This window comes from Rhizobium sp. T1470 (assembly GCF_042140505.1).
In the GTDB taxonomy this organism is placed as follows: Bacteria; Pseudomonadota; Alphaproteobacteria; order Rhizobiales; family Rhizobiaceae; genus Rhizobium; species Rhizobium favelukesii.
On record NZ_CP148091.1, the window covers coordinates 1,211,053 to 1,236,311 of the forward strand.

The 25,259-nt window shown below is 60.1% G+C and carries 28 protein-coding genes and 2 pseudogenes; 18 read left to right on the forward strand and 12 right to left on the reverse strand.

Annotation, left to right across the window (positions count from 1 at the left end; genetic code table 11):
* Window positions 1-84: 84 nt before the first annotated feature.
* Window positions 85-840 (reverse strand): annotated as a pseudogene (locus WGT02_RS06050) (CHASE domain-containing protein); the annotation flags it as partial.
* Between the two features lie 246 nt (window positions 841-1,086).
* Here WGT02_RS06050 and WGT02_RS06055 point away from each other — a divergent pair.
* Window positions 1,087-1,347 (forward strand): DUF1344 domain-containing protein, encoded by a 261-nt coding sequence (locus tag WGT02_RS06055; protein WP_024314249.1) that lies wholly within the window; start codon window positions 1,087-1,089, stop codon window positions 1,345-1,347.
* A gap of 6 nt (window positions 1,348-1,353) precedes the next feature.
* Here the strand turns inward: WGT02_RS06055 and WGT02_RS06060 are convergent, their stop codons facing one another.
* The 4 genes from WGT02_RS06060 to WGT02_RS06075 form a co-directional block, all read right to left on the reverse strand.
* Window positions 1,354-1,944, reverse strand: a complete 591-nt coding sequence (locus WGT02_RS06060) for a histidine phosphatase family protein (RefSeq protein WP_024314248.1) — start codon at window positions 1,942-1,944, stop codon at window positions 1,354-1,356.
* A gap of 86 nt (window positions 1,945-2,030) precedes the next feature.
* Window positions 2,031-2,849 carry an enoyl-ACP reductase FabI gene (gene fabI, locus WGT02_RS06065; RefSeq protein WP_024314247.1) on the reverse strand — a complete coding sequence of 273 codons (819 nt, stop codon included), beginning with the start codon at window positions 2,847-2,849 and terminating at the stop codon, window positions 2,031-2,033.
* 123 nt (window positions 2,850-2,972) lie between these two features.
* Window positions 2,973-4,139 carry a DnaJ C-terminal domain-containing protein gene (locus WGT02_RS06070; RefSeq protein ID WP_024314246.1) on the reverse strand — a complete coding sequence of 389 codons (1,167 nt, stop codon included), beginning with the start codon at window positions 4,137-4,139 and terminating at the stop codon, window positions 2,973-2,975.
* A 249-nt stretch (window positions 4,140-4,388) separates the two neighbouring features.
* Window positions 4,389-4,847 (reverse strand): RT0821/Lpp0805 family surface protein, encoded by a 459-nt coding sequence (locus tag WGT02_RS06075; RefSeq protein WP_024314245.1) that lies wholly within the window; start codon window positions 4,845-4,847, stop codon window positions 4,389-4,391.
* Window positions 4,848-4,913: 66 nt separating this feature from the next.
* Between WGT02_RS06075 and pdxH the strand changes: the two genes are divergently transcribed.
* Complete coding sequence (pdxH, locus tag WGT02_RS06080) at window positions 4,914-5,534, forward strand: pyridoxamine 5'-phosphate oxidase (protein ID WP_024314244.1); 621 nt, start codon at window positions 4,914-4,916, stop codon at window positions 5,532-5,534.
* A 20-nt stretch (window positions 5,535-5,554) separates the two neighbouring features.
* Here pdxH and WGT02_RS06085 read toward each other — a convergent pair whose 3' ends face one another.
* Entirely contained in the window at window positions 5,555-6,607 is a 1,053-nt protein-coding gene (locus WGT02_RS06085; RefSeq protein ID WP_024314243.1) for a polysaccharide deacetylase family protein, read from the reverse strand.
* Window positions 6,608-6,832: 225 nt separating this feature from the next.
* Between WGT02_RS06085 and WGT02_RS06090 the strand changes: the two genes are divergently transcribed.
* Window positions 6,833-8,101, forward strand: a complete 1,269-nt coding sequence (locus WGT02_RS06090; RefSeq protein ID WP_208248656.1) for a D-alanyl-D-alanine carboxypeptidase family protein — start codon at window positions 6,833-6,835, stop codon at window positions 8,099-8,101.
* A gap of 58 nt (window positions 8,102-8,159) precedes the next feature.
* Window positions 8,160-8,468, forward strand: a complete 309-nt coding sequence (locus tag WGT02_RS06095) for a pyrophosphatase (protein WP_024314241.1) — start codon at window positions 8,160-8,162, stop codon at window positions 8,466-8,468.
* Here the strand turns inward: WGT02_RS06095 and WGT02_RS06100 are convergent.
* Window positions 8,465-8,941: a GNAT family N-acetyltransferase gene (locus WGT02_RS06100; protein ID WP_208248653.1), complete on the reverse strand. Its 477-nt coding sequence runs from the start codon at window positions 8,939-8,941 to the stop codon at window positions 8,465-8,467. The two genes, WGT02_RS06095 and WGT02_RS06100, sit on opposite strands and share 4 nt — an antisense overlap.
* Here WGT02_RS06100 and WGT02_RS06105 point away from each other — a divergent pair.
* Window positions 8,874-9,934, forward strand: a protein-coding gene (locus tag WGT02_RS06105; protein ID WP_208248648.1) for an IS630 family transposase whose coding sequence is annotated in 2 segments (ribosomal slippage) — window positions 8,874-9,366 and window positions 9,366-9,934 — 1,062 coding nt in all. Because the reading frame shifts where the segments join, the coding sequence is not laid out codon by codon here. The genes WGT02_RS06100 and WGT02_RS06105 overlap by 68 nt on opposite strands.
* A 15-nt stretch (window positions 9,935-9,949) precedes the next feature.
* Here WGT02_RS06105 and WGT02_RS06110 read toward each other — a convergent pair.
* From WGT02_RS06110 to WGT02_RS06120, 3 genes and pseudogenes are all read right to left on the reverse strand, one after another.
* Window positions 9,950-10,132 (reverse strand): annotated as a pseudogene (locus WGT02_RS06110) (GNAT family N-acetyltransferase); the annotation flags it as partial.
* A 19-nt stretch (window positions 10,133-10,151) separates the two neighbouring features.
* Window positions 10,152-11,567: a metalloprotease TldD gene (gene tldD, locus WGT02_RS06115; RefSeq protein ID WP_024314239.1), complete on the reverse strand. Its 1,416-nt coding sequence runs from the start codon at window positions 11,565-11,567 to the stop codon at window positions 10,152-10,154.
* An 84-nt stretch (window positions 11,568-11,651) separates the two neighbouring features.
* Window positions 11,652-12,239, reverse strand: a complete 588-nt coding sequence (locus WGT02_RS06120) for an invasion associated locus B family protein (RefSeq protein ID WP_024314238.1) — start codon at window positions 12,237-12,239, stop codon at window positions 11,652-11,654.
* Window positions 12,240-12,576: 337 nt separating this feature from the next.
* Here WGT02_RS06120 and coxB point away from each other — a divergent pair, with 337 nt between their 5' ends.
* The 6 genes from coxB to WGT02_RS06150 all read left to right on the forward strand — a co-directional run bounded on the left by coxB (window position 12,577) and on the right by WGT02_RS06150 (window position 17,908).
* Window positions 12,577-13,470 carry a cytochrome c oxidase subunit II gene (gene coxB / locus WGT02_RS06125; RefSeq protein ID WP_024314237.1) on the forward strand — a complete coding sequence of 298 codons (894 nt, stop codon included), beginning with the start codon at window positions 12,577-12,579 and terminating at the stop codon, window positions 13,468-13,470.
* Window positions 13,471-13,488: 18 nt separating this feature from the next.
* Window positions 13,489-15,192, forward strand: coding sequence for a cytochrome c oxidase subunit I (gene ctaD / locus WGT02_RS06130; RefSeq protein WP_024314236.1), 1,704 nt, complete (start codon window positions 13,489-13,491; stop codon window positions 15,190-15,192).
* 80 nt (window positions 15,193-15,272) lie between these two features.
* Window positions 15,273-16,229, forward strand: coding sequence for a heme o synthase (locus tag WGT02_RS06135; RefSeq protein ID WP_024314235.1), 957 nt, complete (start codon window positions 15,273-15,275; stop codon window positions 16,227-16,229).
* Window positions 16,229-16,366 carry a hypothetical protein gene (locus WGT02_RS06140; RefSeq protein ID WP_024314234.1) on the forward strand — a complete coding sequence of 46 codons (138 nt, stop codon included), beginning with the start codon at window positions 16,229-16,231 and terminating at the stop codon, window positions 16,364-16,366. The genes WGT02_RS06135 and WGT02_RS06140 overlap by 1 nt, the downstream gene beginning before the upstream one ends.
* Window positions 16,366-16,971: a cytochrome c oxidase assembly protein gene (locus WGT02_RS06145; RefSeq protein ID WP_024314233.1), complete on the forward strand. Its 606-nt coding sequence runs from the start codon at window positions 16,366-16,368 to the stop codon at window positions 16,969-16,971. Before WGT02_RS06140 ends, WGT02_RS06145 begins: the two co-directional genes overlap by 1 nt.
* A gap of 58 nt (window positions 16,972-17,029) precedes the next feature.
* On the forward strand, window positions 17,030-17,908 hold the full coding sequence (locus tag WGT02_RS06150; RefSeq protein WP_024314232.1) for a cytochrome c oxidase subunit 3: 879 nt from the start codon (window positions 17,030-17,032) through the stop codon (window positions 17,906-17,908).
* Window positions 17,909-17,964: 56 nt separating this feature from the next.
* Here the strand turns inward: WGT02_RS06150 and WGT02_RS06155 are convergent, their stop codons facing one another.
* Entirely contained in the window at window positions 17,965-18,606 is a 642-nt protein-coding gene (locus tag WGT02_RS06155; protein ID WP_024314231.1) for a chloramphenicol phosphotransferase CPT family protein, read from the reverse strand.
* Between the two features lie 131 nt (window positions 18,607-18,737).
* Between WGT02_RS06155 and WGT02_RS06160 the strand changes: the two genes are divergently transcribed.
* The 6 genes from WGT02_RS06160 to WGT02_RS06185 all read left to right on the forward strand — a co-directional run bounded on the left by WGT02_RS06160 (window position 18,738) and on the right by WGT02_RS06185 (window position 23,339).
* Entirely contained in the window at window positions 18,738-19,121 is a 384-nt protein-coding gene (locus WGT02_RS06160; RefSeq protein ID WP_024314230.1) for a DUF983 domain-containing protein, read from the forward strand.
* Window positions 19,114-19,863: an SURF1 family protein gene (locus tag WGT02_RS06165; RefSeq protein WP_024314229.1), complete on the forward strand. Its 750-nt coding sequence runs from the start codon at window positions 19,114-19,116 to the stop codon at window positions 19,861-19,863. Before WGT02_RS06160 ends, WGT02_RS06165 begins: the two co-directional genes overlap by 8 nt.
* A 62-nt stretch (window positions 19,864-19,925) precedes the next feature.
* Window positions 19,926-20,927 carry a 4-hydroxy-3-methylbut-2-enyl diphosphate reductase gene (gene ispH, locus WGT02_RS06170; RefSeq protein ID WP_024314228.1) on the forward strand — a complete coding sequence of 334 codons (1,002 nt, stop codon included), beginning with the start codon at window positions 19,926-19,928 and terminating at the stop codon, window positions 20,925-20,927.
* A gap of 112 nt (window positions 20,928-21,039) precedes the next feature.
* A complete protein-coding gene (locus WGT02_RS06175) occupies window positions 21,040-22,005 on the forward strand; it encodes a homoserine kinase (protein WP_024314227.1) in 966 nt (321 codons plus the stop codon).
* Window positions 22,002-22,442: a ribonuclease HI gene (rnhA, locus tag WGT02_RS06180; protein ID WP_024314226.1), complete on the forward strand. Its 441-nt coding sequence runs from the start codon at window positions 22,002-22,004 to the stop codon at window positions 22,440-22,442. The genes WGT02_RS06175 and rnhA overlap by 4 nt, the downstream gene beginning before the upstream one ends.
* Before the next feature lie 93 nt (window positions 22,443-22,535).
* Entirely contained in the window at window positions 22,536-23,339 is an 804-nt protein-coding gene (locus WGT02_RS06185; protein ID WP_024314225.1) for an endonuclease/exonuclease/phosphatase family protein, read from the forward strand.
* Window positions 23,340-23,499: 160 nt separating this feature from the next.
* On the opposite strand, the gene fdhA is transcribed toward WGT02_RS06185, so the two are convergent.
* Window positions 23,500-24,690 (reverse strand): formaldehyde dehydrogenase, glutathione-independent, encoded by a 1,191-nt coding sequence (fdhA, locus tag WGT02_RS06190; RefSeq protein WP_208248646.1) that lies wholly within the window; start codon window positions 24,688-24,690, stop codon window positions 23,500-23,502.
* A 237-nt stretch (window positions 24,691-24,927) separates the two neighbouring features.
* Between fdhA and WGT02_RS06195 the strand changes: the two genes are divergently transcribed.
* Window positions 24,928-25,236 (forward strand): Dabb family protein, encoded by a 309-nt coding sequence (locus WGT02_RS06195; protein WP_024314223.1) that lies wholly within the window; start codon window positions 24,928-24,930, stop codon window positions 25,234-25,236.
* Window positions 25,237-25,259 lie beyond the last annotated feature (23 nt).

Below are 25,259 nucleotides of genomic sequence, written 5' to 3' on the forward strand. Positions count from 1 at the left end.
CGCAAACCTCCGTTTGCGGTATTGATTCAGAACTCAACTGATTTGGAAACCTCAAAAAGAGTCAGAGATCGCTCACGCTGGTATTATCGGTTGCTTGTCGTGCAGATCCTGCGCACCGAAGAAGGGCGTGGCCGAGTCCGCCATAGCGAGGTCGCGTACCGAGATCGAGAGGTGATCGAGGTGCGGATACTTCTCCTGATTCTCGCTGTTGCGCGCTGGCTGCAAGCCGGTGTTCTGATAGAACATGTCTGCGTCGATCATAACCTCGACCGCGCCCCAGACCCGGCGTTGCCCATTCTCCTTCACGAAGACAGGAAAGAAGATCGCGAAGGCTTCCGTGCCGTCGGCCGCCGTGATCGGGCCAGAGAAGCGCGCCTGCTGCGTACCGGCGGTGCGCATCACCGACTGACGCGCAGCGAGAACGTCGCGGACATCTTTCCCGATTCGGCCTTTGCCGGCCTGTGGCGGATAGACGGCGCTGACGATGAAATCCGGTGCGACGGCAATAGTCAGGAAGTGGGGGTTCTGGATGAGCAGCCAGTTGATCTGCCGCTCCATCTCATCGGCGTTTACGCTGGAATTGACCGCCACCATGTTGGCGAGGTCGCGAACGACCGTGATGTCCATGTTGATCTGCGCGGTCATCCGCGCGCGTATCAAACTTACTTCGTTTTCTGTCCGCATCGTCAGTTCGCGCAGATGAGCGGCAGTATTGGCGCGGTCTAGTCCGAAGCCGACGACGACGACAACAATAGCAACGAGGCTGGAAACCAGGAAGGCGATACGGGTATTCCTGAAGACGCGCCGCAACGTATTGCTGCCTTTGAGGCGGAATAGCAAAACCCAGTCTCCCATGTTCGTGGACGACTTTAGATAGAAGCGGTTAATTTACGATTGCCCGCAGATGCTCTTTGCCGGGCGTGGAAACGTACTGGAAATGCGATTAACGGACGCATGCGGTTATTGTTAAAATACTATTCACCAATTTGGCGCGATGGGTCATTCTTCAGGGCAAATTTCGCCATATTCGGGAGGTTATCTGTGCGCCGTCGGATTATCGAGTCGCGTTTTCGAGGGAATGCCGCCATGCGCTTCGTAGTAGCTACGCTTTTGGCCACAGCCAGTTTTTTGTCGCCGATCAGCGGATTTGCAGAAAGCGCGGATGTCGAGGCGACGATCAAGAAGGTCGATATGACCAATCTCAGCCTCACGCTGGATGACGGAAAAACCTATCAGGCACCGGAGGAGTTCAATTTCGAGGGGCTGAAAGCGGGCGTGAAGGTTATCGTCTTCTACACTGAGGTCGATGGCAAACGCGTCATCAACGATCTCGACATCGTTCAGTAGGCGGACCTAGATCCAGCCGATCAACCCGTTCTCCCGATCGATCTTCAGGATGCGGTCCTGTGGAATTTCACCTTCGGCAGCCTCTTCCTTGGGCAATGCGGCAATCGTCCTGAAGAGACTGCGTATGACGCCGCCGTGGGTCACGCAAACCGTTGGTTTGTCGACGGAATTCAGCCAGGATGCAACGCGCCAGGACATGATTTCGTAGCTTTCCGCGTCGTCTCCCGGCGGAATGAAATCCCATTTGTTGAGATTGCGCTCGGTGACGCGGTCACGGGCCGTGGCCTTTAATTCCTTGATCGTGAATCCTTCCCAATCGCCAAAGGAAACCTCGACGAGGCGCTCGTCGGTCCGATAATCTTTCGATGCAAGACCCATTGCTTCGCGCATGATCTCCATGGTGGCGCGGGTGCGCGCCAGCGGGCTTGCTACGAAATCGAAGGGGATTGCCTCGACTTGGAGGATTTCTGCTAGATCGGTACCGTTCTGCCACGCTTGCGCTCTGCCGACGGCATTGAGCGGAATGTCCTTCTGCCCCTGCAGGCGACGTTCCGCGTTCCAGTCTGTCTGGCCGTGTCTGACGACGTAGATAAGCAATGATCGGCTCCGTTTAGGGCGCGCAACCCCTCAATCGCTGTCGCGAAGAAAGGGGTCGCGAGCACGACGCAGCAAAGGGAGCGCGATCAGTCCTTTATGACGGAAATGTCCGGCGCGTCTACCGCCTTCATGCCGATGACGTGATAGCCGCTGTCGGCGTGGTGGACTTCGCCGGTGACCGAGCGCGAGAGATCGGAAAGCAGATACAGGCCGACATCGCCGACTTCTTCGATCGTCACGGTGCGACGCAGCGGCGCATTGTATTCGTTCCACTTCAGGATGTAGCGGAAGTCACCGATGCCGGACGCCGCAAGCGTCTTGATCGGCCCGGCGGAAACGGCATTGACGCGAATGTTCTTCGGTCCGAGGTCGACCGCCAGATACTTGACGCTGGCTTCGAGTGCCGCCTTGGCAACGCCCATGACGTTGTAGTTCGGCATAACCTTCTCGGCGCCGTAATAGGTGAGCGTTAGCATCGAGCCGCCGTCCGTCATCAGCTTCTCGGCGCGACGCGCGACCGAGGTGAACGAATAGACGGAGATCTGCATCGTCTTGGCGAAGTTGTCAGCCGAGGTATCGACATAGCGACCGGTCAGTTCGTCCTTGTCGGAAAAGCCGATCGCGTGAACGATGAAGTCAATCCTGCCCCACAGCTTTTCGACGTGGTCGAAGACGGCATCGATGGTCGACTCGTCGCTGACATCGCAATGTCCGGCAAGAACGCCGTTTACCTCGGCAACCAGTGGCTCAACGCGCTTCTTCAGCGCATCGCCTTGGTAGGTAAAGGCGATTTCGCCGCCCTGTGCATGAATAGCCTTGGCAATACCCCACGCAATCGAACGATTGTTGGCAACGCCCATGATGACGCCGCGCTTGCCTGACATGAGGCCTGTTGCCTGAGCCATATTTTGCCCCCTAAGGAATTCTGATCGGTCCTGCCTATGGCATAGGCTGCTAATCGGTTCAAGATTGGCAGCAATCATCAACTGTTAGGGATCGTAACAAAGGGTGCGTATGTCACCAAAATTTCACAGAAACAGCCCGTTCTTCATGATTCGCATCAGATCGGTGACTTTGTCGTCGGGTTTTTCCCACAACATAATACGCAGTTCGACGACAAGATCGCCCCTGCCGCCCTCGGCGTTCGCCAGCCCCTGACCCTGAAGTCGGATCGTCTTGTCGGAGCCTGACCAAGCGGGAATCGTGACGGTGATGGGACCATTGGGGCCTTCGAAGCGCGCCTCGGTTCCCAGTACGGCATTTTCGATTGTTACCGGCAACGCCGTATGCAGATCGAAGCCATTGATCGTAAACCGTTCATCGGTAGCAATGTGGATGCTGACAACGGCATCGCCGCGCTGCATGCCGGCGAGCTTGTGACCCTGGCCCTTCAGACGGACCTGATGACCTTCCGTCGTGCCAGCCGCCAGCGCAAATCCGATGTCCCGGCCTTCACCCAGGTCGATGGAGACCCAGCTGCCCTTGATGACCTCGTCGACGGTGACGGTCTTGGTTACGAATTGGTCCGGCGCTTTTTCCGGCGCGGCAGCGCCGCTGCCGGTAAAGCGGCGAACGAGCGAAGTCAGCAAGCTAAGCGGCTGCATGACCGCAGAGGCCTGAGCGGCTGCGTCCTCAGCAGCCTGCTGTTCAGCCTCGGCCTTGCCGGCATCCGGCTGTTTGTCTGAGGTCGCAGGCTCCGCTTCCGGCCGCTTTGCAGCACCGGCGGTAAAGCCTTGGGCGCGGCCGCCACCGGCCGCAGCGCGTGCCTGCGTGCCGAAGATCCGTTCGATCATTTCTTCGGGCGGCTCGGCCGTGCCCGTCTTCTGCTGCATTGCGACGTCGGCTGCAGCCTTTTGCGCGGCGGCGCGGGCAAGCTCTTCCATCACGCGCTCGGCATTGGCCTGCGCTGCCTTGGCACGCACGGCAGCTTCACGGGCTGCCTGGCGCTGCTGCATGATCGTGCCTTCGTTGGCCTTGGCTTCGGCCATGCGGGCGGCATTGTCGAACAGAACCCGCTTCTTCGGATCTTTGAGCGTTTCATAGGCACGGCCGATTTCGGCAAAGCGGGCGCTCGCCGTCGGGTCACCCTGATTGTGATCAGGGTGAACTGCCTTGGCCATGTTGCGCCAGGCTGCCTTGATTTCGTCCTGCCCCGCGTCTCGCTTGACGCCCAAAATCTTATAAGGATCGCGCATGTTCCAAACCGCCGGTGTTCCGATGCGGTGTGCCTGTCCTCTGCCCTAGCACCCCGAAGCCTCTCATTCGGCGCCCGAGCTCATCCCCAGGAAGAAACCGAGCGCACATGAGGAACGATTGTCGGGAGAAGTTGCTAATCAGTTCTTATTCAGCGCGGCGGACATCTCGCTTTTGCGCCGAATGGTTAGCCTTTTGCTAAACATCAGAAGAGAAGGGGGAGCGCGTGTTAAGCATGCTCCCGGTGTTAATTAGCTTTCCGGCTGGAAACTCATGAGTTGCCAGTTGCCACCGCCGACCAGGCAGGTCTTGCCGTAGAAATTTGCGATGCCGACATAGGAGTGCCGCGTTGTGCGGAACTGGCGGCAAACCTGGCCGGAATCCGTATTCTCGACAATGGTGTCGATGACACCGGCGCTGCCGGTCGAAGCATTGGCCCAGGGAAGGGGGCGCCCCTCCAGCCCCTGGATATCGGCTGAGGTCACGGCGTTGCCGACGGTCATTTCGTCGGAAATCGAGTCACTCGTCGGCGCCGGCTGTGGCACGGTGCCGGTTGCAACCGACCGATCGACCTTCGAGCTGCTGAAGAGATCCAACCCGCTGGAGACGCAACCGGACAGGGAGAGCACCGCCGTACCGACAATGCAGAAGGTCGCGCTTCGACGCAGCAGACCCTTTGTATGACGATCTGACTTTGCTATGACTTCCACCCTGCGTCCTGTCCAGTAGCTAAAGGCTGGGCAAATTTCGAATAAACCCGGGGCATTTGAGCTAATATGTCGGCAAATGAGTTAATAAGCGGTGACTTCACCGAGCGAAACGAACCGTTCGATCTTTTTGCCGAGTGGCTGAAGGAAGCTGAAGCTTCCGAGATCAATGACCCGAATGCGGTAGCGCTTGCGACGGTCGATGAGGACGGCCTTCCCAATGTCCGCATGGTTCTCCTTAAGGGATTCGATCACGACGGTTTTGTCTTCTACACGAATTTCGAGAGTCAGAAAGGCCAGGAAATTCTCGGGCAGAAGAAAGCGGCCATGTGTTTCCACTGGAAAACGCTGCGCCGGCAGGTTCGGCTGCGCGGGCCTGTGGAAGTCGTAACGGACGAAGAAGCCGATGCTTACTTCAAGACGCGAGCCCGCGGCAGCCGGATCGGTGCCTGGGCATCGAAGCAGTCGCGGCCGCTGGAGAGCCGATTCGCGCTAGAGAAAGCCGTGGCTGAATACACTGCCCGCTATGCAATCGGCGAGATCCCGCGTCCGTCGCATTGGTCAGGCTTCCGGATCCGGCCGGTGTCGATCGAGTTCTGGAAGGATCAGAAGTTCCGTCTTCACGATCGCATCGAGTTCCGTCGAGCCTCGCCCGATGGCGATTGGAAAAAGGTTCGCATGTATCCCTGATCAGGCATAAGCAGGAGTGCTCATGCCCTGTTTGATTCGAACTGGAACGGGATGCCCGAGGCCAGCCCGGAAACGTACCGCACCTTCTGGTAAAGGCCGTTGATCGAGAGCCTTGGCAGATAGGTGATGCTGCCGATCGAGCGCTGGGTGACGACGCCGGGCTGCGTCGTCACGGCAATGTCAAAGCCGACCTCGCGTGCGATCGCGGCTTGCCTCTGCGTTACCGCCTCGCGAGTACCGTAGGGGTAGGCGAAGGAGCCGGGTCGGGCGCCGGTGATCGCTGCGACGTAGTCGCGGGAAGCCTCCATCTCGTCGCGAACCTCCCGGTCTGAGAGGCGCGAGATCGCCCTATGGCTGATTGTATGAGCGCCGAGCGAGACCAGCGGGCTAGCTTCAAGCAAATTGAGTTCCGCCGGTGTCATGACGAGATCATCAACGATTTCGTCCGGATCGATCTCGTGCGTTCGCGCCATCGCGTCGATGGCTGTGACGGCGGCGGTCTCGTCATGTCGATGAAGATGGTTGGCGAAACGCGCGAAGGCGCGTTCCTTGGCGAGTGGAACCGCGACGTCCAGCATCTCATGGCCGTGGCCGAAATCGAAGCCGAGCTTCTCTTCCTTGCGCAAAACCGCCGCCAGCGTCTCCCACCAGATCGTATGCGTGCGCTCGGAAAGACCCCTAGCGACGAAGACGGTGAAGGGCACCTTGTGTTTCTCGAAGATCGGCAGGGCGTAGACAAGATTGTTGCGGTAGCCGTCGTCGAGCGTGAAAGCGGCGAAGGGTTGGCTGGAGCCGGATTGCGAAAGCAGCGCGGGAATCTCGTCAAGCGCCACGAAGCGATAGCCGTCCCTTTTCAGGCGAACGAGGACTAGATCGAGGAATTCCGGCGTGATCTCCAGATGCGCATTCGGCGCGAAGGCGGTCTCTTCGTGTGGGCGGACATGGTGGAGCGTGAAGATGGCGCCAAGTCCGCGGGCACCGCGCATCACGCCGGCTGCACGCAGGAGATTGGCAGTCTCAAGGCTGCCTGCAATCGCAATCCGCTTCGCAAGCGTTTTGACACTCGCCGTCATCTCATCTGCCCACTGGTTTCTGGAGCGGCGAAACTAGCAAATCCGCGGTTAAGTCTTGCTGAATGAAGATTTTCGAGTGTCCTCTTTACGGGATTTTCACTATGAAGGGTAAAACTTGACAAAAATGGTACCAGTTGCCGCAAAGTCGCGCCACATTGGCGGCTTCTGTAGCGGAACGGGACAAATCCGAATGGCGCCGGCTATTCGTTCATCGAGGGGAATTGCATGAAGAAGCTGTTGGCCGCGATTATGACCGCGACGCTCGTCGCTATGGCGCCGTTGACGGCGATGGCAGGCAGTGCCTCCCTCATTCTGGATGCCCGAACCGGCAAGGTGCTCAGCGCCGAAAATGCCGACGTCCTGAACCACCCCGCTTCGCTGACGAAGATGATGACCATCTACATGGCTTTCGAGGCGATCAACCGCGGCAAGCTCAGCTGGAACACACCGCTCGTCATGTCGAAATACGCCGCCTCGCGTCCACCGACGAAGCTCGGCGTTCGCGCTGGTGATTCCGTTACGGTTCGCGACGCGATCCTCGGCATGATCACCAAGTCGGCCAACGATGCCGCTGCTGCCATGGCCGAAAAGCTCGGTGGTTCGGAAAGCAATTTTGCTCGCATGATGACGCAGAAGGCACGGCAGCTCGGCATGACCCGTACGGCCTTCTATAATGCGTCCGGCCTCCCGGATGGACGCCAGGTCACCACGGCGCGCGACATGTCCACGCTTGCCGTGGCGCTCATGCGGAATTTCCCAAGCGAGTATCGCCTGTTCTCGACAGCCAGCTTCACTTTCCGTGGGCGCACGATCCGAGGCCACAACAACCTGATGTACCGCTATCAGGGCATGGATGGCATCAAGACCGGTTACACCAACGCGTCCGGCTTCAACCTCGTCAGCGCCGTAAAAGACGGCAACCGCCGCGTCGTCGGTGTCGTGCTTGGCGGCCGCACGGCCCGCAGCCGCGACGCCAAGATGGCGGGTCTGCTCGACAAGTATCTCGGCCGTGCGTCAACCAGCGGCAAACTGGTTGCAAGCGTCAATGCGCGCCAGCAGGTGGAAGTCGCCTCGGCCGCCGATGACAGCGACATGCCGGTCCCCGAAACCACGCCGCGCACAAATGAACTCTCGCCAAAGGCGCTCGGCTATCTGAGCGATGCGACGGTTCCGATGGAGCGCCCGTCCGCTCTTGCCGAAGTAGCCAATGCCGGCAAGTCCGCCGGCGCGCCGTCTGCTTCCGGCGACTGGCAGATTCAGATCTCGGCGGCACCGAGCGATGATGCTGCTCGCGCTCTCCTTGCCCAGGCCAAGGCCGAGGGTGGTCCGGCCCTGAAAACCGCGTCGCCCTTTACCGAGGCTGTCGGCAATGGTGCCAACAAGATCTATCGCGCTCGCTTCGTCGGATTCCAGAGCCGCGAAGCTGCCACGGCAGCCTGCGATGCCCTGAGACAGCGCTCCTACGACTGCATGCTGCTGCCTCACCACGGCTGAACCTTCTGGACTTTCCAGCAGAATCAAGGTCCTCCTTTGTAAACAAAAGGAGAACGCCATGCTGAATGATCTCGCCGAAAAATTCGAGCGCGCTTCGCGCACCTATGCCGATGCCAATGGCATAGCGCGCGACGCCGACTGGTTTCTCCTGAAGCTTCAGGAGGAAATCGGCGAGCTCACCCAAGCCTGGAACCGCGTCAGCGGCAGAGGGCGTCGGAAAGGCAGGTCGGATGAGCAACTGGCGCGCGACCTCGCTGATGAAGCAGCCGATGTGCTCGGCCACATCCTGCTTTTTGCGCATAGAAACGATCTGGATCTCGCAGCGGCGATCAAGCGCAAATGGCTGTTCCAGCCAGAGCGGGGCTAGCTTTCGGCCGTGCCGATCCTGCGCCGGTAGAATTTGGTATCCACGGCCATCAGCGGAAATGATCGCGGAAGATCGCCCTTGGGAACCTCCGTGAATCCGTTCTTTTCGTAGAACCGATGCGCGGCGAGGAATTTGTCCGTCGTTCCAAGGAAGATCTCCTTGATCCCCTGATTTTCTGCGTGTCCCACCAGTTCCGCCAGAAGTCGTGCCGCGACGTTATGCTCGCGACCGCGCACATCAGCCGCGACAAACATCTTGCGCAACGCCGTCTGGTTGTTGCCGATGTCCTTCAGCCCAAGCGTGCCGACAACCTGGCCGTTATACCAGCGTGAGCGATCTCTGACTCTTTTTGAGGTTTCCAAATCAGTTGAGTTCTGAATCAATACCGCAAACGGAGGTTTGCGGATGACATCAGGAATTCCACTGCGCGATGACTTCGACGGCTTCGCTCTTCGGGCGTTGGCCAAAGGCACGAAGGATGCGGCACAGGCTCGGCGGCTTCTTGCCCTTGCCGAAATCTATGATGGCCATTCCCGCAGCGATGCGGCCAGGATCGGAGGCGTGACCCTGCAAATTGTCCGCGACTGGGTTATTCGCTTCAATGCGCGTGGCCCGTCGGGGCTCATCAATGGCAAAGCACCCGGCAATCAAGGAAAGCTTTCCGACGTGCATCGCCAGGCTTTGGCAAAGATCGTCGAAAGTGGCCCGATACCGGCGGTGCATGGCGTTGTGCGCTGGCGGCGCAAGGATCTTGCTCAATGGCTGTTCCAAGAATATCGGATATCCGTCGATGAAACGACCATTGGCCGCGAATTGAAGGCGCTCGGCTTTGCAAAGCTGTCTGCCCGCCCGCGCCATTACGCCCAGAACGAAGGCGACCTGGAGAGTTTTAAAAAAAGTTCCCCGCCACACTGGCAGCCATCAAAGGCAGGTTCCCGAAGAACGTCGAGATTGAGCTCTGGTGGGCCGACGAAGCTCGGATAGGCCAAAAGAACAAGATCACCCGGCGATGGGCACGCAGGGGAACAAGGCCTTCGGCACCACACGATCAACGCACGATGTGGACCTATATCTTCGGCGCTATCTGCCCCAAGAAGGGCAAAGGTGCGGGTCTCGTTCTTCCCTACTGCGACACCAGCGCCATGAACCAGCATTTGATCGAAATCAGCCAGGCCGTCGATGACGGCGCTCATGCCGTGCTGATCGTTGATCAGGCGGGGTGGCATGTCACGCCGAAGCTCGATGTGCCCGACAACATCACACTGCTCTTCCTGCCGCCACGCTCGCCCGAATTAAATCCCGTCGAGAACGTGTGGCAATTTCTGCGTGACAACTGGTTGTCCAACCGGATCTTCAAAGATTACGAGGACATCGTCGCCCATTGCTGCGACGCATGGAACAAGCTGGTCGCTCAGCCGTGGAAGATCATGTCGATTGGAATGCGTGACTGGGCGCACCGGTTTTGATTAGCGCTCGTTGGTATTACGGACGGCGACCCAGAACTGACCCTTTCCGGACTGATAGAAATCAGAAATAACCGCGAGATCCGGCTGGTCGTCGGCCGTGATCGCGATGCCGAATTCCTCGCGCTGGATCGGCAGGATCACCGAGAAAACATCATCGAGATCGGCGGCAACGAACGGTCTGATCTCGATTTCGCTCACCACCGCTCCTCGTTCCCGACTAGGCCTTCGTGCCGCCCACGGTCACCTGGTCCATCCGCAGGTGCGGTTGGCCGACGCCGACGGGAACCCATTGCCCGGCCTTGCCGCAATTGCCGATGCCGGTGTCGAGTTTCATGTCGTTGCCGACCATCGAAACACGCTTCATCGCCTCCGGGCCGTTGCCGATCAGCATCGCGCCCTTGATCGGCGCGCCGATCTTGCCGTTCTCGATCAGGTAGGCCTCGGTGCAGCCGAACACGAACTTGCCGGAGGTGATATCCACCTGGCCGCCGCCGAAGGAGACGGCATAGATGCCCTTCCTTACGGAAGAGATAATTTCCTCCGGCGTCTTGTCGCCGCCGAGCATGTAGGTGTTGGTCATGCGAGGCATGGGAACGTGCGAATAGCCCTGACGGCGGCCGTTGCCAGTTGGCTTCATGCCCATCAGACGGGCATTCTGTCGGTCCTGCATGTAGCCGACAAGCTTGCCATTTTCGATCAGCACATTGTAGGCCGAAGGCGTCCCTTCGTCGTCGATGGTGATCGAGCCGCGGCGGTTGTCGATCGTGCCGTCGTCGACGACGGTCACGCCGGGTGCCGCGACCATCTGGCCGAGCAGGCCGGCAAAGGCGGAGGTCTTCTTTCGGTTGAAATCGCCTTCGAGCCCGTGGCCGACGGCTTCGTGCAGCATGACCCCCGGCCAGCCGGAGCCGAGCACGACATCCATGGTGGCGGCCGGCGCGTCGATTGCCTCCAGGTTCACCAGTGCCTGGCGTAACGCTTCGTCGGCGCCGTACTGCCAGCTGTCCTCGGCGATGAAATCGCCAAAGCCGACACGCCCGCCGCTGCCATAGGAGCCGCTCTCCTGGCGCTCGCCTTCACCGACGATGACCGAGATATTGATGCGCGTCATCGGCCGGATATCGCGAACGCGGTGACCATCGGCGCGCAGAATGTCGACGACCTGCCAGCTGGCGGCGACCGATGCGGTCACCTGGCGCACCTTGTCGTCCTTGCCGCGTAAATAAGCGTCGATATCCTGCAGCACCTTGACCTTCGCCTCGAAGGTCGGCGTACCGATCGGGTTCTCGTCCGAGTAGAGCTTCTTGTTGGTTCGCTGGGGAGCCGCTGCATAGCTGCCGGCATAGCCACGGGTGACGGCGCCAACTGCATCGGCTGCACGCTTCAAGGCCGCAACGGAGAGGTCGCCCGCATGCGCATAGCCGACCGCTTCGCCGGCAACCGCGCGCAGGCCAAAGCCCTGCTCGGTGTTGAAGCTGCCGCCCTTCAGGCGCCCGTTGTCGAACATCAGCGATTCCGCCTGGGCGTGTTCGATGTAGAGCTCCCCGTCGTCCGCGCCCGAAAGCGCCTCGGCAACGAGCGAGCGCATCTTCGCTTCGTCGGCATCGAAAAGCGTGAGGAGATCCGTATTCATGTCTTTATGCTCCGCTGAAGCAGGAATGCTTTCAGCCGATGTAGGTCCGGTTTACCGTTGCAGCAAGCCCCGAAATCGAGACGATCAGGGGAGGGCGTCGTAGCCTTCGGCAAAACCCTTGAGATCGACGGGGATGCCGATGCCTTCCTCAGGCGTCTGGAAAACGATGAAGGTGGCGCTGGCGCCGCTGCGGAAGGTCTTCAGCAGTTCGTCCTCGAGCACGACTTCGGCATAGCAGCCATCGGCAAAGCAGCGGACGAAATAGGCGCGGCCGATGTCCTTGCCGTCGACATTGAGGCCGAGGCCGTTCGGCAGCAACACGCCGAGCGGGGCCAGAACGCGCAGAATCTTCGACTTGCGGTCGGCGGTCTTCAGCACGACGACCGAGAGGCCGACCTCCGGCCGGTCTTCGGCAATGACGTTCTGCATCAACGCGCACTGCTCGGTCGCGGCGCCCGCCGGCTTGTCGCACACGACCGACCATGCGCCGTGGTTCGACTTTACGGTGCCGGGTGCCTGCGGCTGCGTCTGGCCGGGCGTTGCCCGCGCTGCCGGAGGCGTTGGCGCAGGTTGTGCCGGCGCGGGTTGCTGCTGGGCGAAAGCGGGAGCAGTCGCTGCGGCCGCGATGCACGCTGTCAGCACGAACGGCCGTGCGAGGGAACGGAAACCCATGAAAACCTCTGCAATTCGAATCAGTGCCGCTAAGTTGGGGCGCGCCATCAAAAATGAAAAGCCCCACCCGCTGAAAAGCCGGGGACTACGGCGGAAATGGGACGTTTCCCAGAGAATGTTGGCGCGGCGGCGCGAGTCGCAAGCTATATTTCGCGAATGATAACGAAAAGGTGGAATGTTTCGTTATGCTTGGGTCAGCCTGTTTGAAAGCGAAAATGCCGCACAGACAAATGCTTTGGCCTGTTGCGGCGAATGGCAAACTGTGGTTTGAAGCGCAGAAGATGGCAAGGATTCTGCGTGCATTTTACGCAGATCAGCGCTCGAGGGAGATATTAACGTGATTAAGAAGGCTTATGCAGCTCTGACCGCGCTGGTCTGTCTGCTTTTTGCTTCCGGCAGTTATGCCGACCAGCCGAAGCCGTGGCAGGCGACCTTACAGCCGGCAGCCACGCCTATCATGCGGGACATTCATTGGTTCGAGCAGTATACCTTGTGGTTTATCGTTCCGATCACGCTCTTCGTACTGGTTCTTTTGATCGTTGTCTGTTTCAAGTTTCGTGCCGGTGCCAATCCGGTGCCGTCCAAGACGAGCCACAATACGCTGATCGAAGTCGCCTGGACCGTGGGGCCGGTTCTCGTTCTTCTGTTTCTTGCCGTTCCTTCCTTCAATTTGCTGACCGCCCAGCTCACGCTTCCGGAAAATCCGGATGTGACGATCAAGGCGACCGCAACCCAGTGGCAATGGAATTACGAGTATGAAGGCACCGACGACAGCCCGCTCGCCTTCGATTCCTTCTTGCTCAAGGATCAGGACCGTGCCGCTGCCGGCAAGGAAGACAAGGCGATCTATCCGCGCCTGCTGACTGTCGATAACGAGCTTGTTCTGCCGATCAACAAGACGGTCCGCGTTCTTGTGACCGCCGCCCCGACCGACGTCATTCACGCATTCGCCATGCCGTCCTTCGGCGTCAAGATCGACGCCGTTCCGGGTCGTCTAAACGAAACCTGGTTCAAGGCCGAGCGCGAAGGTCTCTTCTATGGCCAGTGTTCCGAGCTCTGCGGCAAGGACCATGCGTTCATGCCGATCGCCATTCGCGTTGTCTCCGAGGACAAGTACAAGCAGTGGCTCGCCGCTGCCGCTACCGATCTGCCTGGGGCGTATAAAACACTCATGGCCGCAACCGATGGTCCCGCAAAGACCGTCGACGTTGCCGAAAACGTCGCACAGTAAGGGAAGAGGGAACGGGATATGGCTGGACCTTCCGCACACGACGATCATCACTTGCATGATCACTCTCATGGCGCGCACGCCCATGACGACCATCACGATCACTCGCACAAGCCGAGCTTCATCAATCGTTGGTTCTTTTCGACGAACCACAAGGACATCGGCACGCTTTACCTGATCTTCGCGATCATCGCCGGCATCATCGGCGGCGCGCTCTCCGTTGCCATGCGCATGGAGCTGCAGGAGCCGGGCATCCAGATCTTCCACGGTCTGGCATCGATGGTTTACGGTTACGAAGGCGACGCGGCCATCGACGGCGCCAAGCAGATGTTCAACATGTTCACCACCGCTCACGCGCTGATCATGATCTTCTTCATGGTCATGCCGGCGATGATCGGCGGCTTCGCCAACTGGATGGTGCCGATCATGATCGGCGCGCCTGACATGGCGTTTCCGCGTCTGAACAACATCTCCTTCTGGCTGATCGTTCCGGCCTTCCTTCTGCTCATCCTGTCGATGTTCGTCGAAGGACCTGCCGGCGCTTACGGTGCGGGCGGCGGCTGGACGATGTACCCGCCGCTGTCGAGCTCGGGTACGCCCGGTCCTGCAGTCGACCTTGCGATCTTTGCGCTCCACATTGCCGGTGCGTCCTCGATCCTCGGTGCGATCAACTTCATCACCACGATCCTGAACATGCGCGCTCCGGGCATGACGCTGCACAAGATGCCGCTCTTCGCCTGGTCGGTGCTGATCACCGCCTTCCTGCTGTTGCTGTCGCTTCCGGTTCTGGCCGGCGCCATCACCATGATGCTGACGGACCGCAACTTCGGTACCTCCTTCTTCGTACCGGAAGGCGGCGGTGACCCGATCCTCTACCAGCACCTGTTCTGGTTCTTCGGTCACCCGGAAGTGTACATTCTAATCCTGCCGGGCTTCGGCATCGTCAGCCACATCATCTCGACCTTCTCGAAGAAGCCGATCTTCGGCTATCTCGGCATGGCCTACGCCATGGTCGCGATCGGTGCCGTCGGCTTCGTTGTCTGGGCGCACCACATGTACACGGTCGGCCTGTCGCTCGATGCACAGCGTTACTTCGTGTTTGCAACGATGGTCATCGCCGTTCCGACGGGCGTGAAGATCTTCTCCTGGATCGCAACGATGTGGGGTGGCTCCATCAGCTTCCGCACGCCGATGGTCTGGGCGATCGGCTTCATCTTCCTGTTCACGGTCGGTGGGGTGACGGGTGTACAGCTCGCCAATGCCGGTCTCGACCGCTCGCTGCATGACACCTACTACGTCGTGGCCCACTTCCACTACGTTCTGTCGCTTGGCGCCGTCTTCGCCATCTTCGCTGCCTGGTACTACTGGTTCCCGAAGATGACCGGCTACATGTACAACGAGTTCCTTGGCACGCTGCACTTCTGGGTCATGTTCATCGGCGTCAACCTGGTGTTCTTCCCGCAGCACTTCCTGGGCCTCGCGGGCATGCCGCGCCGCTACATCGACTATCCGGATGCATTTGCCGGCTGGAACTACGTTTCCTCGATCGGCTCCTACATCTCGGCCGTCGGTGTGCTGATCTTCCTGGTCGGCGTCTTCGAAGCCTTCGCCAAGAAGCGCGTTGCCGGTGACAATCCGTGGGGTGAGGGCGCAACGACGCTCGAATGGCAGCTGTCTTCGCCGCCGCCGTATCATCAGTGGGAACAGCTCCCGCGCATCAAGTAAGATGCAAGGATGATGCAAGAAATTGCGACCGCCGCGTGCTACAGTGCGGCGGTCGGCTTACAAGTTTGCAGGACAAGAGAATGACAGTAATCGGCAATCGCAAAGCTCTGGCACACGACGGCGAGTTCCGCCTGTCGGAGGCGAGTGCGCGCGATTATTTTGAGCTCCTGAAGCCGCGCGTCATGTCGCTCGTGGTCTTCACGGCATTTGCCGGTCTCGTTATGGCGCCGGGCCACATCAATCCGGTTCTCGGCCTTATTGCCATCCTTTGCATCGCCATCGGCGCGGGCGCTTCGGGCGCACTGAACATGTGGTACGACGCCGATATCGATGCGATCATGACCCGCACCGCCAAGCGCCCGATCCCGGCCGGCCGGATTGCGCCGCGCGAGGCGCTGGCATTCGGTCTGGTGCTTTCCTGTTTTTCGGTGACGATCCTCGGCCTCGCCGTCAATTGGCTCGCAGCCTTCATCCTCGCCTTCACGATTTTCTTCTATGCCGTGATCTACACGATGTGGCTGAAGCGCTCGACGCCGCAGAACATCGTCATCGGCGGTGCTGCCGGTGCCTTTCCTCCCATGATCGGCTGGGCCTGCGTGACCGGTACGGTCACGATCGAAAGCTTCGTCCTTTTCATGATCATCTTCCTGTGGACACCCGCGCATTTCTGGGCGCTGGCTCTTTTCAAGATGGAAGACTATGAGGCGGTCGGCGTGCCGATGCTGCCGAATGTCTCGGGCGAGCGCACGACCAAGCATCAGATCGTCGCCTACGCCGTCCTGACGGCGGTCTGCGGTGTTCTGCCGACAGCCCTCGGCTTTGCGAGCCTCGGCTATGGCCTGGTCGCCGCGGCGCTCGGCGCGATCTTCATCTACTGTTCCATCGCCGTCTGGCGGATGCCAGACGGCGATGAGAAGATGATCCCGGCGAAGAAGCTCTTCGGCTTCTCGATCCTGTATCTCTTCGCGATTTTCTCCGCCCTGATGTTCGACCGGCTCGCGGCCGTGCTCGTTTCACATGCGGGAGGCATTTTCTGATGGACGTCGTCAAGCTCACGGAAGCGCAGCGCAAGTCGCGCCGCAACCGCAACGTCGCTCTTGGTCTGGTTCTGGCCGGCCTCGTCGTGCTCTTCTACGCGATCACGATCGTGAAGTTCACCTCGGGGCATATGTGATGAGCGAGATGCAGAGCGCACCGAGGAAGCCGCGCAACAACGGCGCCATCGTTCTCATGTGCCTTTCCTTCGTCGTCGGCATGGGCGCTGCGAGCTATGCCGCGGTGCCGCTTTACAGGATGTTTTGTCAGCTCACTGGCTACAATGGGACGACGCAGCGCGTCGAGCAGGCCTCCAGCGTGGTTCTCGATCGCAAGATTCGCGTCACCTTCGACGCAAACATTGCGCCGGGTCTCGACTGGGAGTTCAAGCCGGTCGAGCGCGAGGTCAATCCGCGCATCGGCGAAACCATTCAGGTGAATTTCGTCGCGGTGAACAAGTCGAACGAGCCGCAGCGCGGTCAGGCGGTATTTAACGTGACGCCCGGTGAGGCGGGTGCCTATTTCAACAAGGTGCAGTGCTTCTGCTTCAATGAAACCATTCTGAAGCCGGGCGAAAAGCTCGAAATGCCGGTCGTGTTCTATATCGATCCTGATATTACCAAGGCTGTGGAATCGAAGGATATCCACACCGTTACCTTGTCCTATACGTTCTATCCCAAAGAGGGTCCGAAGCCGCTCGCTTCGAACGAGGGTGGAACGGTAAAGCTTGAAAAGAAACTTTGATTGAGGTTCGTTTCCGGCTATGCCGGAGCGGAGAGGAAGAGATCCGGGGATAGCTTACATGGCTGATGCTCATCAGAAACATCACGACTACCACATCATCGACCCGAGCCCGTGGCCAATAATTGCGTCGCTAGGGGCTTTCATCATTACGTTCGGTGGCGTCGGCTTCATGCGCTACCTCAACGGCGGCTCGCTGCACCTCTTCGGCGTCGAATGGGCTCATCCGTGGCTGTTCTTCATCGGGCTTGCGATCATTCTCTACGTCATGTTCGGCTGGTGGTCGGACACTGTGAAGGAAGCTGATGAGGGCGCCCATACGCGCGTCGTCTCGCTACACCTTCGCTACGGCATGATTATGTTCATCGCTTCGGAAGTGATGTTCTTCGTCGCCTGGTTCTGGGCGTACTTCGACGCGAGCCTCTTCCCGAATGAAGCGATCCAGGCCTCGCGCCTTGCCTTCACCGGTGGCCAGTGGCCGCCGAAGGGAATTGAGGTCCTCGATCCGTGGCACCTGCCGATCTACAACACGGTCATCCTGCTGCTCTCTGGCACGACGGTGACCTGGGCGCACCACGCGTTGCTGCACAACGATCGCAGGGGCCTGATTCAGGGCCTCACGCTGACCGTTCTGCTCGGTATCCTGTTCTCCACGGTGCAGGCTTACGAATACGCACACGCTCCGTTCGCCTTCAAGAATTCGATCTACGGCGCGACCTTCTTCATGGCGACCGGTTTCCACGGTTTCCACGTTCTGGTTGGTACGATCTTCCTGCTGGTCTGCCTGCTGCGCGCGATCCGCGGCGACTTCACGCCGAAGCAGCATTTCGGCTTCGAGGCAGCGGCCTGGTACTGGCACTTCGTCGACGTCGTCTGGCTCTTCCTGTTCTTCTGCATCTACGTCTGGGGCGGCTGGGGCGCGCCGCTGGCCGCAGGCTGAACGGACAGCATGGAATCGAAAAGGGCGGGTGCCACGGCACCCGCCCTTTTTTCCGGTCACCGCATGGCGGCGATCCGCTCGAATGCCGAGGGTTCGGGAATGCCGAGGTCCAGGCGCTGCCGGATTGCTTCGGCGCATTCGAAGGGTGTCAGCACCGAGGTATCGACCTCAAGATCGTAGATACCGGGGATATGGACCTGCTCCTGCCAGAGCTGGACGGGATTGGGCACGGCTTCGTCCTCGGTTGCGCGCACATACAGCGTGTGTCGTCCCGGCGAAGGGATGTCCCTTCTCTTCAAGATGACCTCGATCGGACATCTGACGCCGACGAAAAGAACCGGCAATCCCTCAAGCCGGCGCGCGCAATCGGCGAGGATGCCGAGCGGCTGAGAGTAGCTGTCGTGATGGCCGAGGTCGGCAACCACATTGAGGCCTAGTCCGGCATGAATGGCGATCGACTCGTAGAGCGCCACATAGAAAAACGGCACCATCTCCTCAAGATCGGGCCGTTCCCCTCCCGGGCGCAGGCCTATGCCCGGCAGATAGCGCTCCGGCGTCATCTCGTTGTAGGTGTCGACGCCAAGGTTCATCCATGGGCCGTCGAAGTGCTCCTGGATTGCGTTGGCGATCGACGATTTTCCACTGCGCGGGGCGCCGTTCAGAATAATGATCTGTCCGGACGAGCTGTCATATGTCATCAGTTTTCTTCTTCTGTTTGGCGCGAATCGCTGAGGCGAAAGAGCGCAGGTATTTCCTTTCCCTCTGCGAATACTTTATGGGTGAGTTAAGGCGGACGCTCCGGTTGGCCATAGGCAATTGGAAGGATGGCATGAACGACGACAGCGCGCATTTCCCACCGGTCGATCCGGTGAAGACAGGCATCAAGGGGTGCTGCCCGCGCTGCGGCCAGGGAAAGCTGTTCAACGGCCTGCTGGCGCTGAAACCGCGCTGTTCTGCCTGTGGCCTCGATTACGCCTTTGCCGATGCCGGCGATGGTCCCGCGGTGTTCGTCATTCTCATTGTCGGCTTCATCGTTATCGGCTCGGTGCTGTGGCTGGAGGTCAACTACGCGCCGCCGATCTGGCTGCACATTCTGCTGTTCGCTCCCCTGACGATCGTCCTCTCCCTGCTTGCTCTTCGTTGGTGTAAGGGAATTCTGATCGCGATGCAGTATCGCCACAACGCCAGGGAAGGGCGCCTTTCCCGTGACTGAACGTCAAGTGTCGGCGCCCAGTCGAAAGCGGTCGGTCCTGACCGGCATCGCCGTGCTGGTCGCGCTCGCCATCCTCGTTTCGCTCGGGACGTGGCAGGTCGAGCGGCTGCGTTGGAAGGAGAAGCTGCTCGCCGATATCGCCGAGCGCCGCCAGGCGCCGCCGGCATCGCTTGCAGATATCGAAGCTTTGGCGGCAACAGGCGAGGATATCGACTATCGTCACGCCACGGTCAGCGGCGAATACGTAAACAGCAAGGAGCGGCACTTCTTCGCCACCTGGCACGGCCGGACGGGTTTTTACGTTTACACACCGCTGCAGCTTGCCGATCGCCGCTATCTCTTCGTCAATCGCGGGTTCGTTCCCTATGAGAATAAGGAACCCGCAATGCGCATGCAGGGCCAGCTGACCGATCAGCAGACGGTGACCGGTCTTGCCCGCGCGAAGCTGCCCGGCAAGCCATCCTGGGTAGTGCCCGACAACGATGTCGCCAAGAACATCTTCTACTGGAAAGACCTCGATGTGATGGCGTCCAGCGTCGAGCTCGACAAGGCGCAAGTCGTTCCCTTCTTCGTCGATGCGGACGATACCCCCAATCCGAAGGGTCTCCCGATCGGCGGCGTCACCGATGTCGATCTGCCCAACAACCATCTGCAATATGCCTTCACCTGGTACGGCCTGGCGGCAACGCTTGTTGTGATCGTCGTGGTGGCCCGTTTCCGCAAGCGCGGTCCGGCGCAATAGTATCGCTTCAATTCTTGCCTATATTGGGCTAGAGAGCCCTATCCCTACAAACCGGAACAGACATGAATATTGCGGCGAAACCTCCTTTGACGATCAGGCTGTGCGGACCGCGCGGCTTTTGCGCGGGCGTCGACCGTGCCATCCAGATCGTCGTGCTGGCGCTGAAATCCTACGGTGCGCCGGTCTATGTCCGTCACGAGATCGTCCACAATCGTTATGTGGTCGAAGGCCTGGAAGCCAAAGGCGCCGTCTTCGTCGAAGAGCTCGCCGAGATCCCGGAAGAGCACCGCGCCCAGCCGGTCGTCTTCTCCGCCCATGGCGTGCCGAAATCCGTTCCGGAAGACGCGAGCGCCCGTAATCTCTTCTACCTCGACGCCACATGTCCGCTGGTGTCGAAGGTTCACAAGCAGGCGATGCGCCACAACCGCCTCGGCCGCCATGTGATACTGATCGGTCATGCCGGTCACCCTGAAGTCATCGGCACGATGGGCCAGTTGCCGGAGGGCTCCGTGTCCCTGATCGAGACCGTCGAGGACGCAGACGCCTACAAGCCCGCCGACCCGGATAATCTGGGGTTTGTGACGCAGACGACGCTGTCGGTGGACGACACGGCCGGCGTCATCGCGCGCCTGCAGCAACGCTTCCCCAATCTGACGGCGCCGGCCGCCGACTCGATCTGCTACGCCACGACCAACCGTCAGGAAGTGGTCAAGCAGGCTGCCCCCGGCTGCGATCTGTTCATCATCGTTGGTGCGCCAAATTCGTCCAATTCCAAGCGGCTGGTCGAGGTTGCGTTGCGGGCAGGGGCCAAGAAGTCGCTGCTCGTGCAGCGCGCTTCGGAACTCGATTGGGCGGACATCGGCCCGATCTCGACGCTCGGACTTTCCGCCGGCGCATCGGCGCCCGAGGTGATCGTCAACGAGATCATCGAGGCCTTCCGCGCCCGCTTCGATGCCAAGGTCGAGCTCGCCGAGACGGTTCAGGAAAACGAACATTTCCTCGTCAACCGCGAGCTGCGCAACATAGAGCTGACGACATCAGACATGGCTTTCGTAAACGGGTGAGTCGTGATCCCGCTTGAGCGGGAGCAATCGTCGAGGGGATGATTGCAGCGGCCGCCAGCGCCCGGACCGGGCGGGGGCCTTCCATTGATCAAACACTTTCGCGGGACGTAAATTGGCTGTCTACACCGATATTTCCGAAGACGATTTGAAGTGGTTCCTGACGGAGTACGATACCGGCACGCTGCTGTCCTACAAGGGCATCGCGGAAGGTGTCGAGAACTCGAACTTCCTGCTGCACACCACCAAGGAACCGCTGATCCTCACGCTTTATGAAAAGCGAGTCGAAAAGAACGATCTGCCCTTCTTCCTCGGGCTGATGCAGCATCTGGCCGCCCGTGGACTGTCCTGCCCGCTGCCGCTGCCGCGGAACGATGGTGCGCTGCTCGGGACGCTCTCCGATCGCCCGGCCGCGCTGATCTCGTTTTTGGAAGGGATGTGGCTGCGCAAGCCGGAGGCCAAGCATTGCCGCGAAGTCGGAAAGGCGCTCGCGCAGATGCATGTCGCCGGTGAAGGCTTCACGCTGAAGCGGCCGAATGCGCTGTCGGTCGATGGTTGGAAGGTGCTGTGGGAGAAGTCGGAGGCCCGTGCCGACGAGGTGGAAAAGGGCCTGCAGAACGAGATCCGCGGCGAACTCGATTTCCTCGCCGCCAACTGGCCGAAGAACCTGCCGGATGGCGTCATCCACGCCGATCTCTTTCCCGACAATGTCTTCTTCCTCGGCGACGCGCTATCCGGTCTGATCGACTTCTATTTCGCCTGCAACGACCTGCTTGCCTATGACGTCTCGATCATCCTGAACGCCTGGTGCTTCGAAAAGGACGGCGCCTACAACATCACCAAGGGAATGGCGATGCTGGAAGGCTACCAGAGCGTCCGACCGTTGAGCGCTGCCGAGCGCGCCGCGCTGCCGATGCTGTCGCGCGGCTCAGCGCTGCGCTTCTTCCTGACGCGCCTGTACGACTGGCTGACGACGCCCGAGGGCGCGCTGGTCACCAAGAAGGATCCGCTCGAATATCTGCGCAAGCTGCGCTTCCACCGGCAGATCGGCTCTGCCGCCGAATATGGGCTTGCGGCATGAAACACGTCGATATCTTCACGGACGGCGCCTGCTCCGGTAATCCCGGGCCTGGCGGCTGGGGCGCGGTTCTGCGCTATGGCGAGGTCGAAAAGGAGCTCTGCGGCGGCGAGGCCGAGACGACCAACAACCGCATGGAACTGCTCGCGGCGATCTCAGCTTTGTCAGCTTTGAAAGCACCCTGCGAGGTCGATCTTTATACCGACAGCGTCTACGTCAAAGACGGGATCTCCAAGTGGATCTTCGGCTGGAAGAAGAACGGCTGGAAGACCGCCGACAAGAAGCCGGTGAAGAACGCCGAGCTCTGGCAGGCGCTCGAGGAAGCCCGCAACAGGCACAAGGTCACGCTGCACTGGGTCAAGGGCCACGCCGGCCATCCGGAAAACGAGCGCGCCGACGAACTCGCCCGCAAGGGCATGGAGCCGTTCAAGAAACGCTAGAACGTTCTGCGCAAAATTTCGTAGAAACAAAGACGTGGGGCGTTTGGCTGAATCAAGTCGGGAAACGCGTTAGCGCGAAGCGGGAGGAATGCCGTGCGGATTGTCTCGCTGAATGCATGGGGTGGAAAGCTGCATGCGCCGTTGCTTCACTATCTCGCCGAGATCAACGCCGATGTTCTCTGCCTACAGGAAATTACCCGTTCCGTTGCCGTTGCCAGTGACTGGCTGGTCTACCGCGACGGCAGTCATATCCTGCCGCAGCGCGCCAATCTGTTTGCCGAGATCAAGGCGATCCTTCCCACGCACGATGCGTTCTTCGCGCCGACCGCCAGAGGCGAGCTTTTCGACGGCGATGCGTCGGTCATGTCGGAATTCGGTCTGGCGACCTTCGTGCGCGCGTCTCTTCCGGTCATCGGCCAAGCCACGGATTTCGTCCATGGCGACTTCTCGAGTGACGGCTATGGGCCGCATCCTCGGGCGCGCAACGCCCATTGCCTTCGCCTGTTCGATTATCGCGCCAACCGCGCGATCACCGTCGCCCAGCTGCACGGCCTGCGCGATCTGGCCGGCAAGGGCGACACACCGGCGCGTCGCGGGCAGGCGGATGCGTTGGTCGCTCTCATCCGCCGCATATGGCGCGAAGGCGAGCCGCTGGTCGTCTGTGGCGACTTCAACGTTCTCCCCGAAAGCATGATGTTCCAAGCACTTGCCGCGCTCGGCCTCAGCGACCTCGTGACCTTCCGCGGCCATACGGACACGAGAACCTCGCACTACATGAAGGAAGGCCGCTACGCCGACTACATGCTGGTGAGCGCCGATGTGGAGGTCAGGTCCTTCGAGGTCGTCAAGCAGCCTGAGGTCTCCGACCATCGTGCCCTTCTGCTGGAGATTGAATAGGCAAGCCTTGCCGCAGCAGCCGTTCGGGGCGACGCCGAGCATATCCGTGCCATCGCGCTCGTGGCCCTCGGCATCGGCCACAGCGCGAGCGGGCTGTTTGCCCATGAGGGGGCAGGGGGCGATACGTCGCTCCCTGCCAAAAGCCTGGGAGGCTTGTCGATTACGCTGCCTTGGCGACCTCGCCATGCGGGTCGAGGACGAACTTCGTCGCTGCGCCGTGGTCGAAGCTTTCGTAGCCCTGCACCGCCTCTTCGAGAGGAATGACCTTGGCATTGACGATATCGGCAATCGGCAGCCGGTCGTGCAGGATCGCCTGCATGAGCTGGCGATTGTACTTCAGCACCGGCGTTTGACCCGTATGGAAGGACTGGGCCTTTGCCCACCCTAGGCCGAAGCGCAGCGACAGGTTGCCGTGCTTGGCGGCATTGTCGACAGCACCCGGATCCTCGGTCACGTAGAGGCCGGGAATGCCGATTGAGCCGGCCGCGCGGGTGATTTCCATCATCTGGTTCAACACGATCGCCGGCTGTTCGCCGCCGCTATGGCCGCGCGCCTCGAAGCCGACGGCGTCAATGGCGCTATCCACCTCGTTGCTGCCGGTCACCTGCGCGATCATGTCGCCCAGGCGATCGCTCTTCGAAAGATCGATCGGTTCGAAGCCAACCTTGGCTGCATGGGCAAGGCGATCCTTGTTGAAGTCGCCGATCATCACGACGGCGGCGCCAAGAATGCGGGCGGAAGCAGCTGCCGCGAGCCCGACCGGGCCGGCACCGGCAACATAGACGGTGGATCCGACGCCGACGCCGGCCCGCACCGCGCCGTGGAAGCCGGTGGGCAGGATGTCCGAAAGCATGGTCAGGTCGCGGATCTTCTCCATTGCCCGGTCGCGATCGGGGAATTTCAGCAGATTGAAATCGGCATAGGGAATGGTGACGTAGCGGGCCTGCCCGTCGATCCAGCCGCCCATATCGACATAACCATAGGCACCGCCGGCGCGCGACGGGTTGACCGTCAGGCAGACGCCGGTGTCCTGCGACTTGCAGCAACGGCAGCGGCCGCAGGCGACGTTGAACGGCACCGAGACGATATCGCCGACCTCGAGCATCTCCACGTCGATGCCTTTTTCGATGATCTCACCGGTGATCTCGTGGCCGAGGACGAGGCCGGGCATGGCAGTGGTGCGGCCGCGGACCATGTGCTGGTCCGACCCGCAAATATTGGTGGAAATCACTTTCAGGATGACACCGTGCTCGATTCTGCGGCCATCGGGCGCTTCAAGCTTCGGATCGTCGATGTCGTGGATTTCGACCTTGCCGGGTCGCATATAGACGACGCCTCGGTTCTTGCTCATTTCCATCTCCTCCGTTGAAAACCTGCCGACCGTGCGTGGCTCCTCAACCCCATACAGCCGTTGATGACAGACTAGAGAAGAATGACCGCAGCACCGTTCCGATTACGACGGTTTGAGGGACGGAAATGGTCGTCGGCCGCGGAGAGCTTCGTTTCCTGTTGAGAGCAGGCTTTATTGTTGCCCCGTCGACACTTCTCTCTCTATGTTTGCAGGCAATGTTGTTTGGGAGGATGCCATATGATCCTGCACTGCGTGCTGATGCGGCTGAAAGCCGCGATGACGGCCGAAGAGAAGCAGTCCTTATTTGAATCGATCGTCGCGTTGCAGCAGGTGATCCCCGGCATCATCGATATCAAATACGGTCCGAACGTCTCGCCGGAAGGTCTGCATGCCGGTTACGTTGACGGTTTTGCCGTGACGTTCGAAAGTGCCGAGGCGCGCGATGCCTACCTTGTGCATCCGGAGCATGTGGATGTCGGCGAGCGCATCGTCTCCTCGACAGATGGCGGATTGGGTGGCTTGATCGTTTTCGATCTCAATTATTGAGGCCGGGCCGAGTCTTTGCGCAA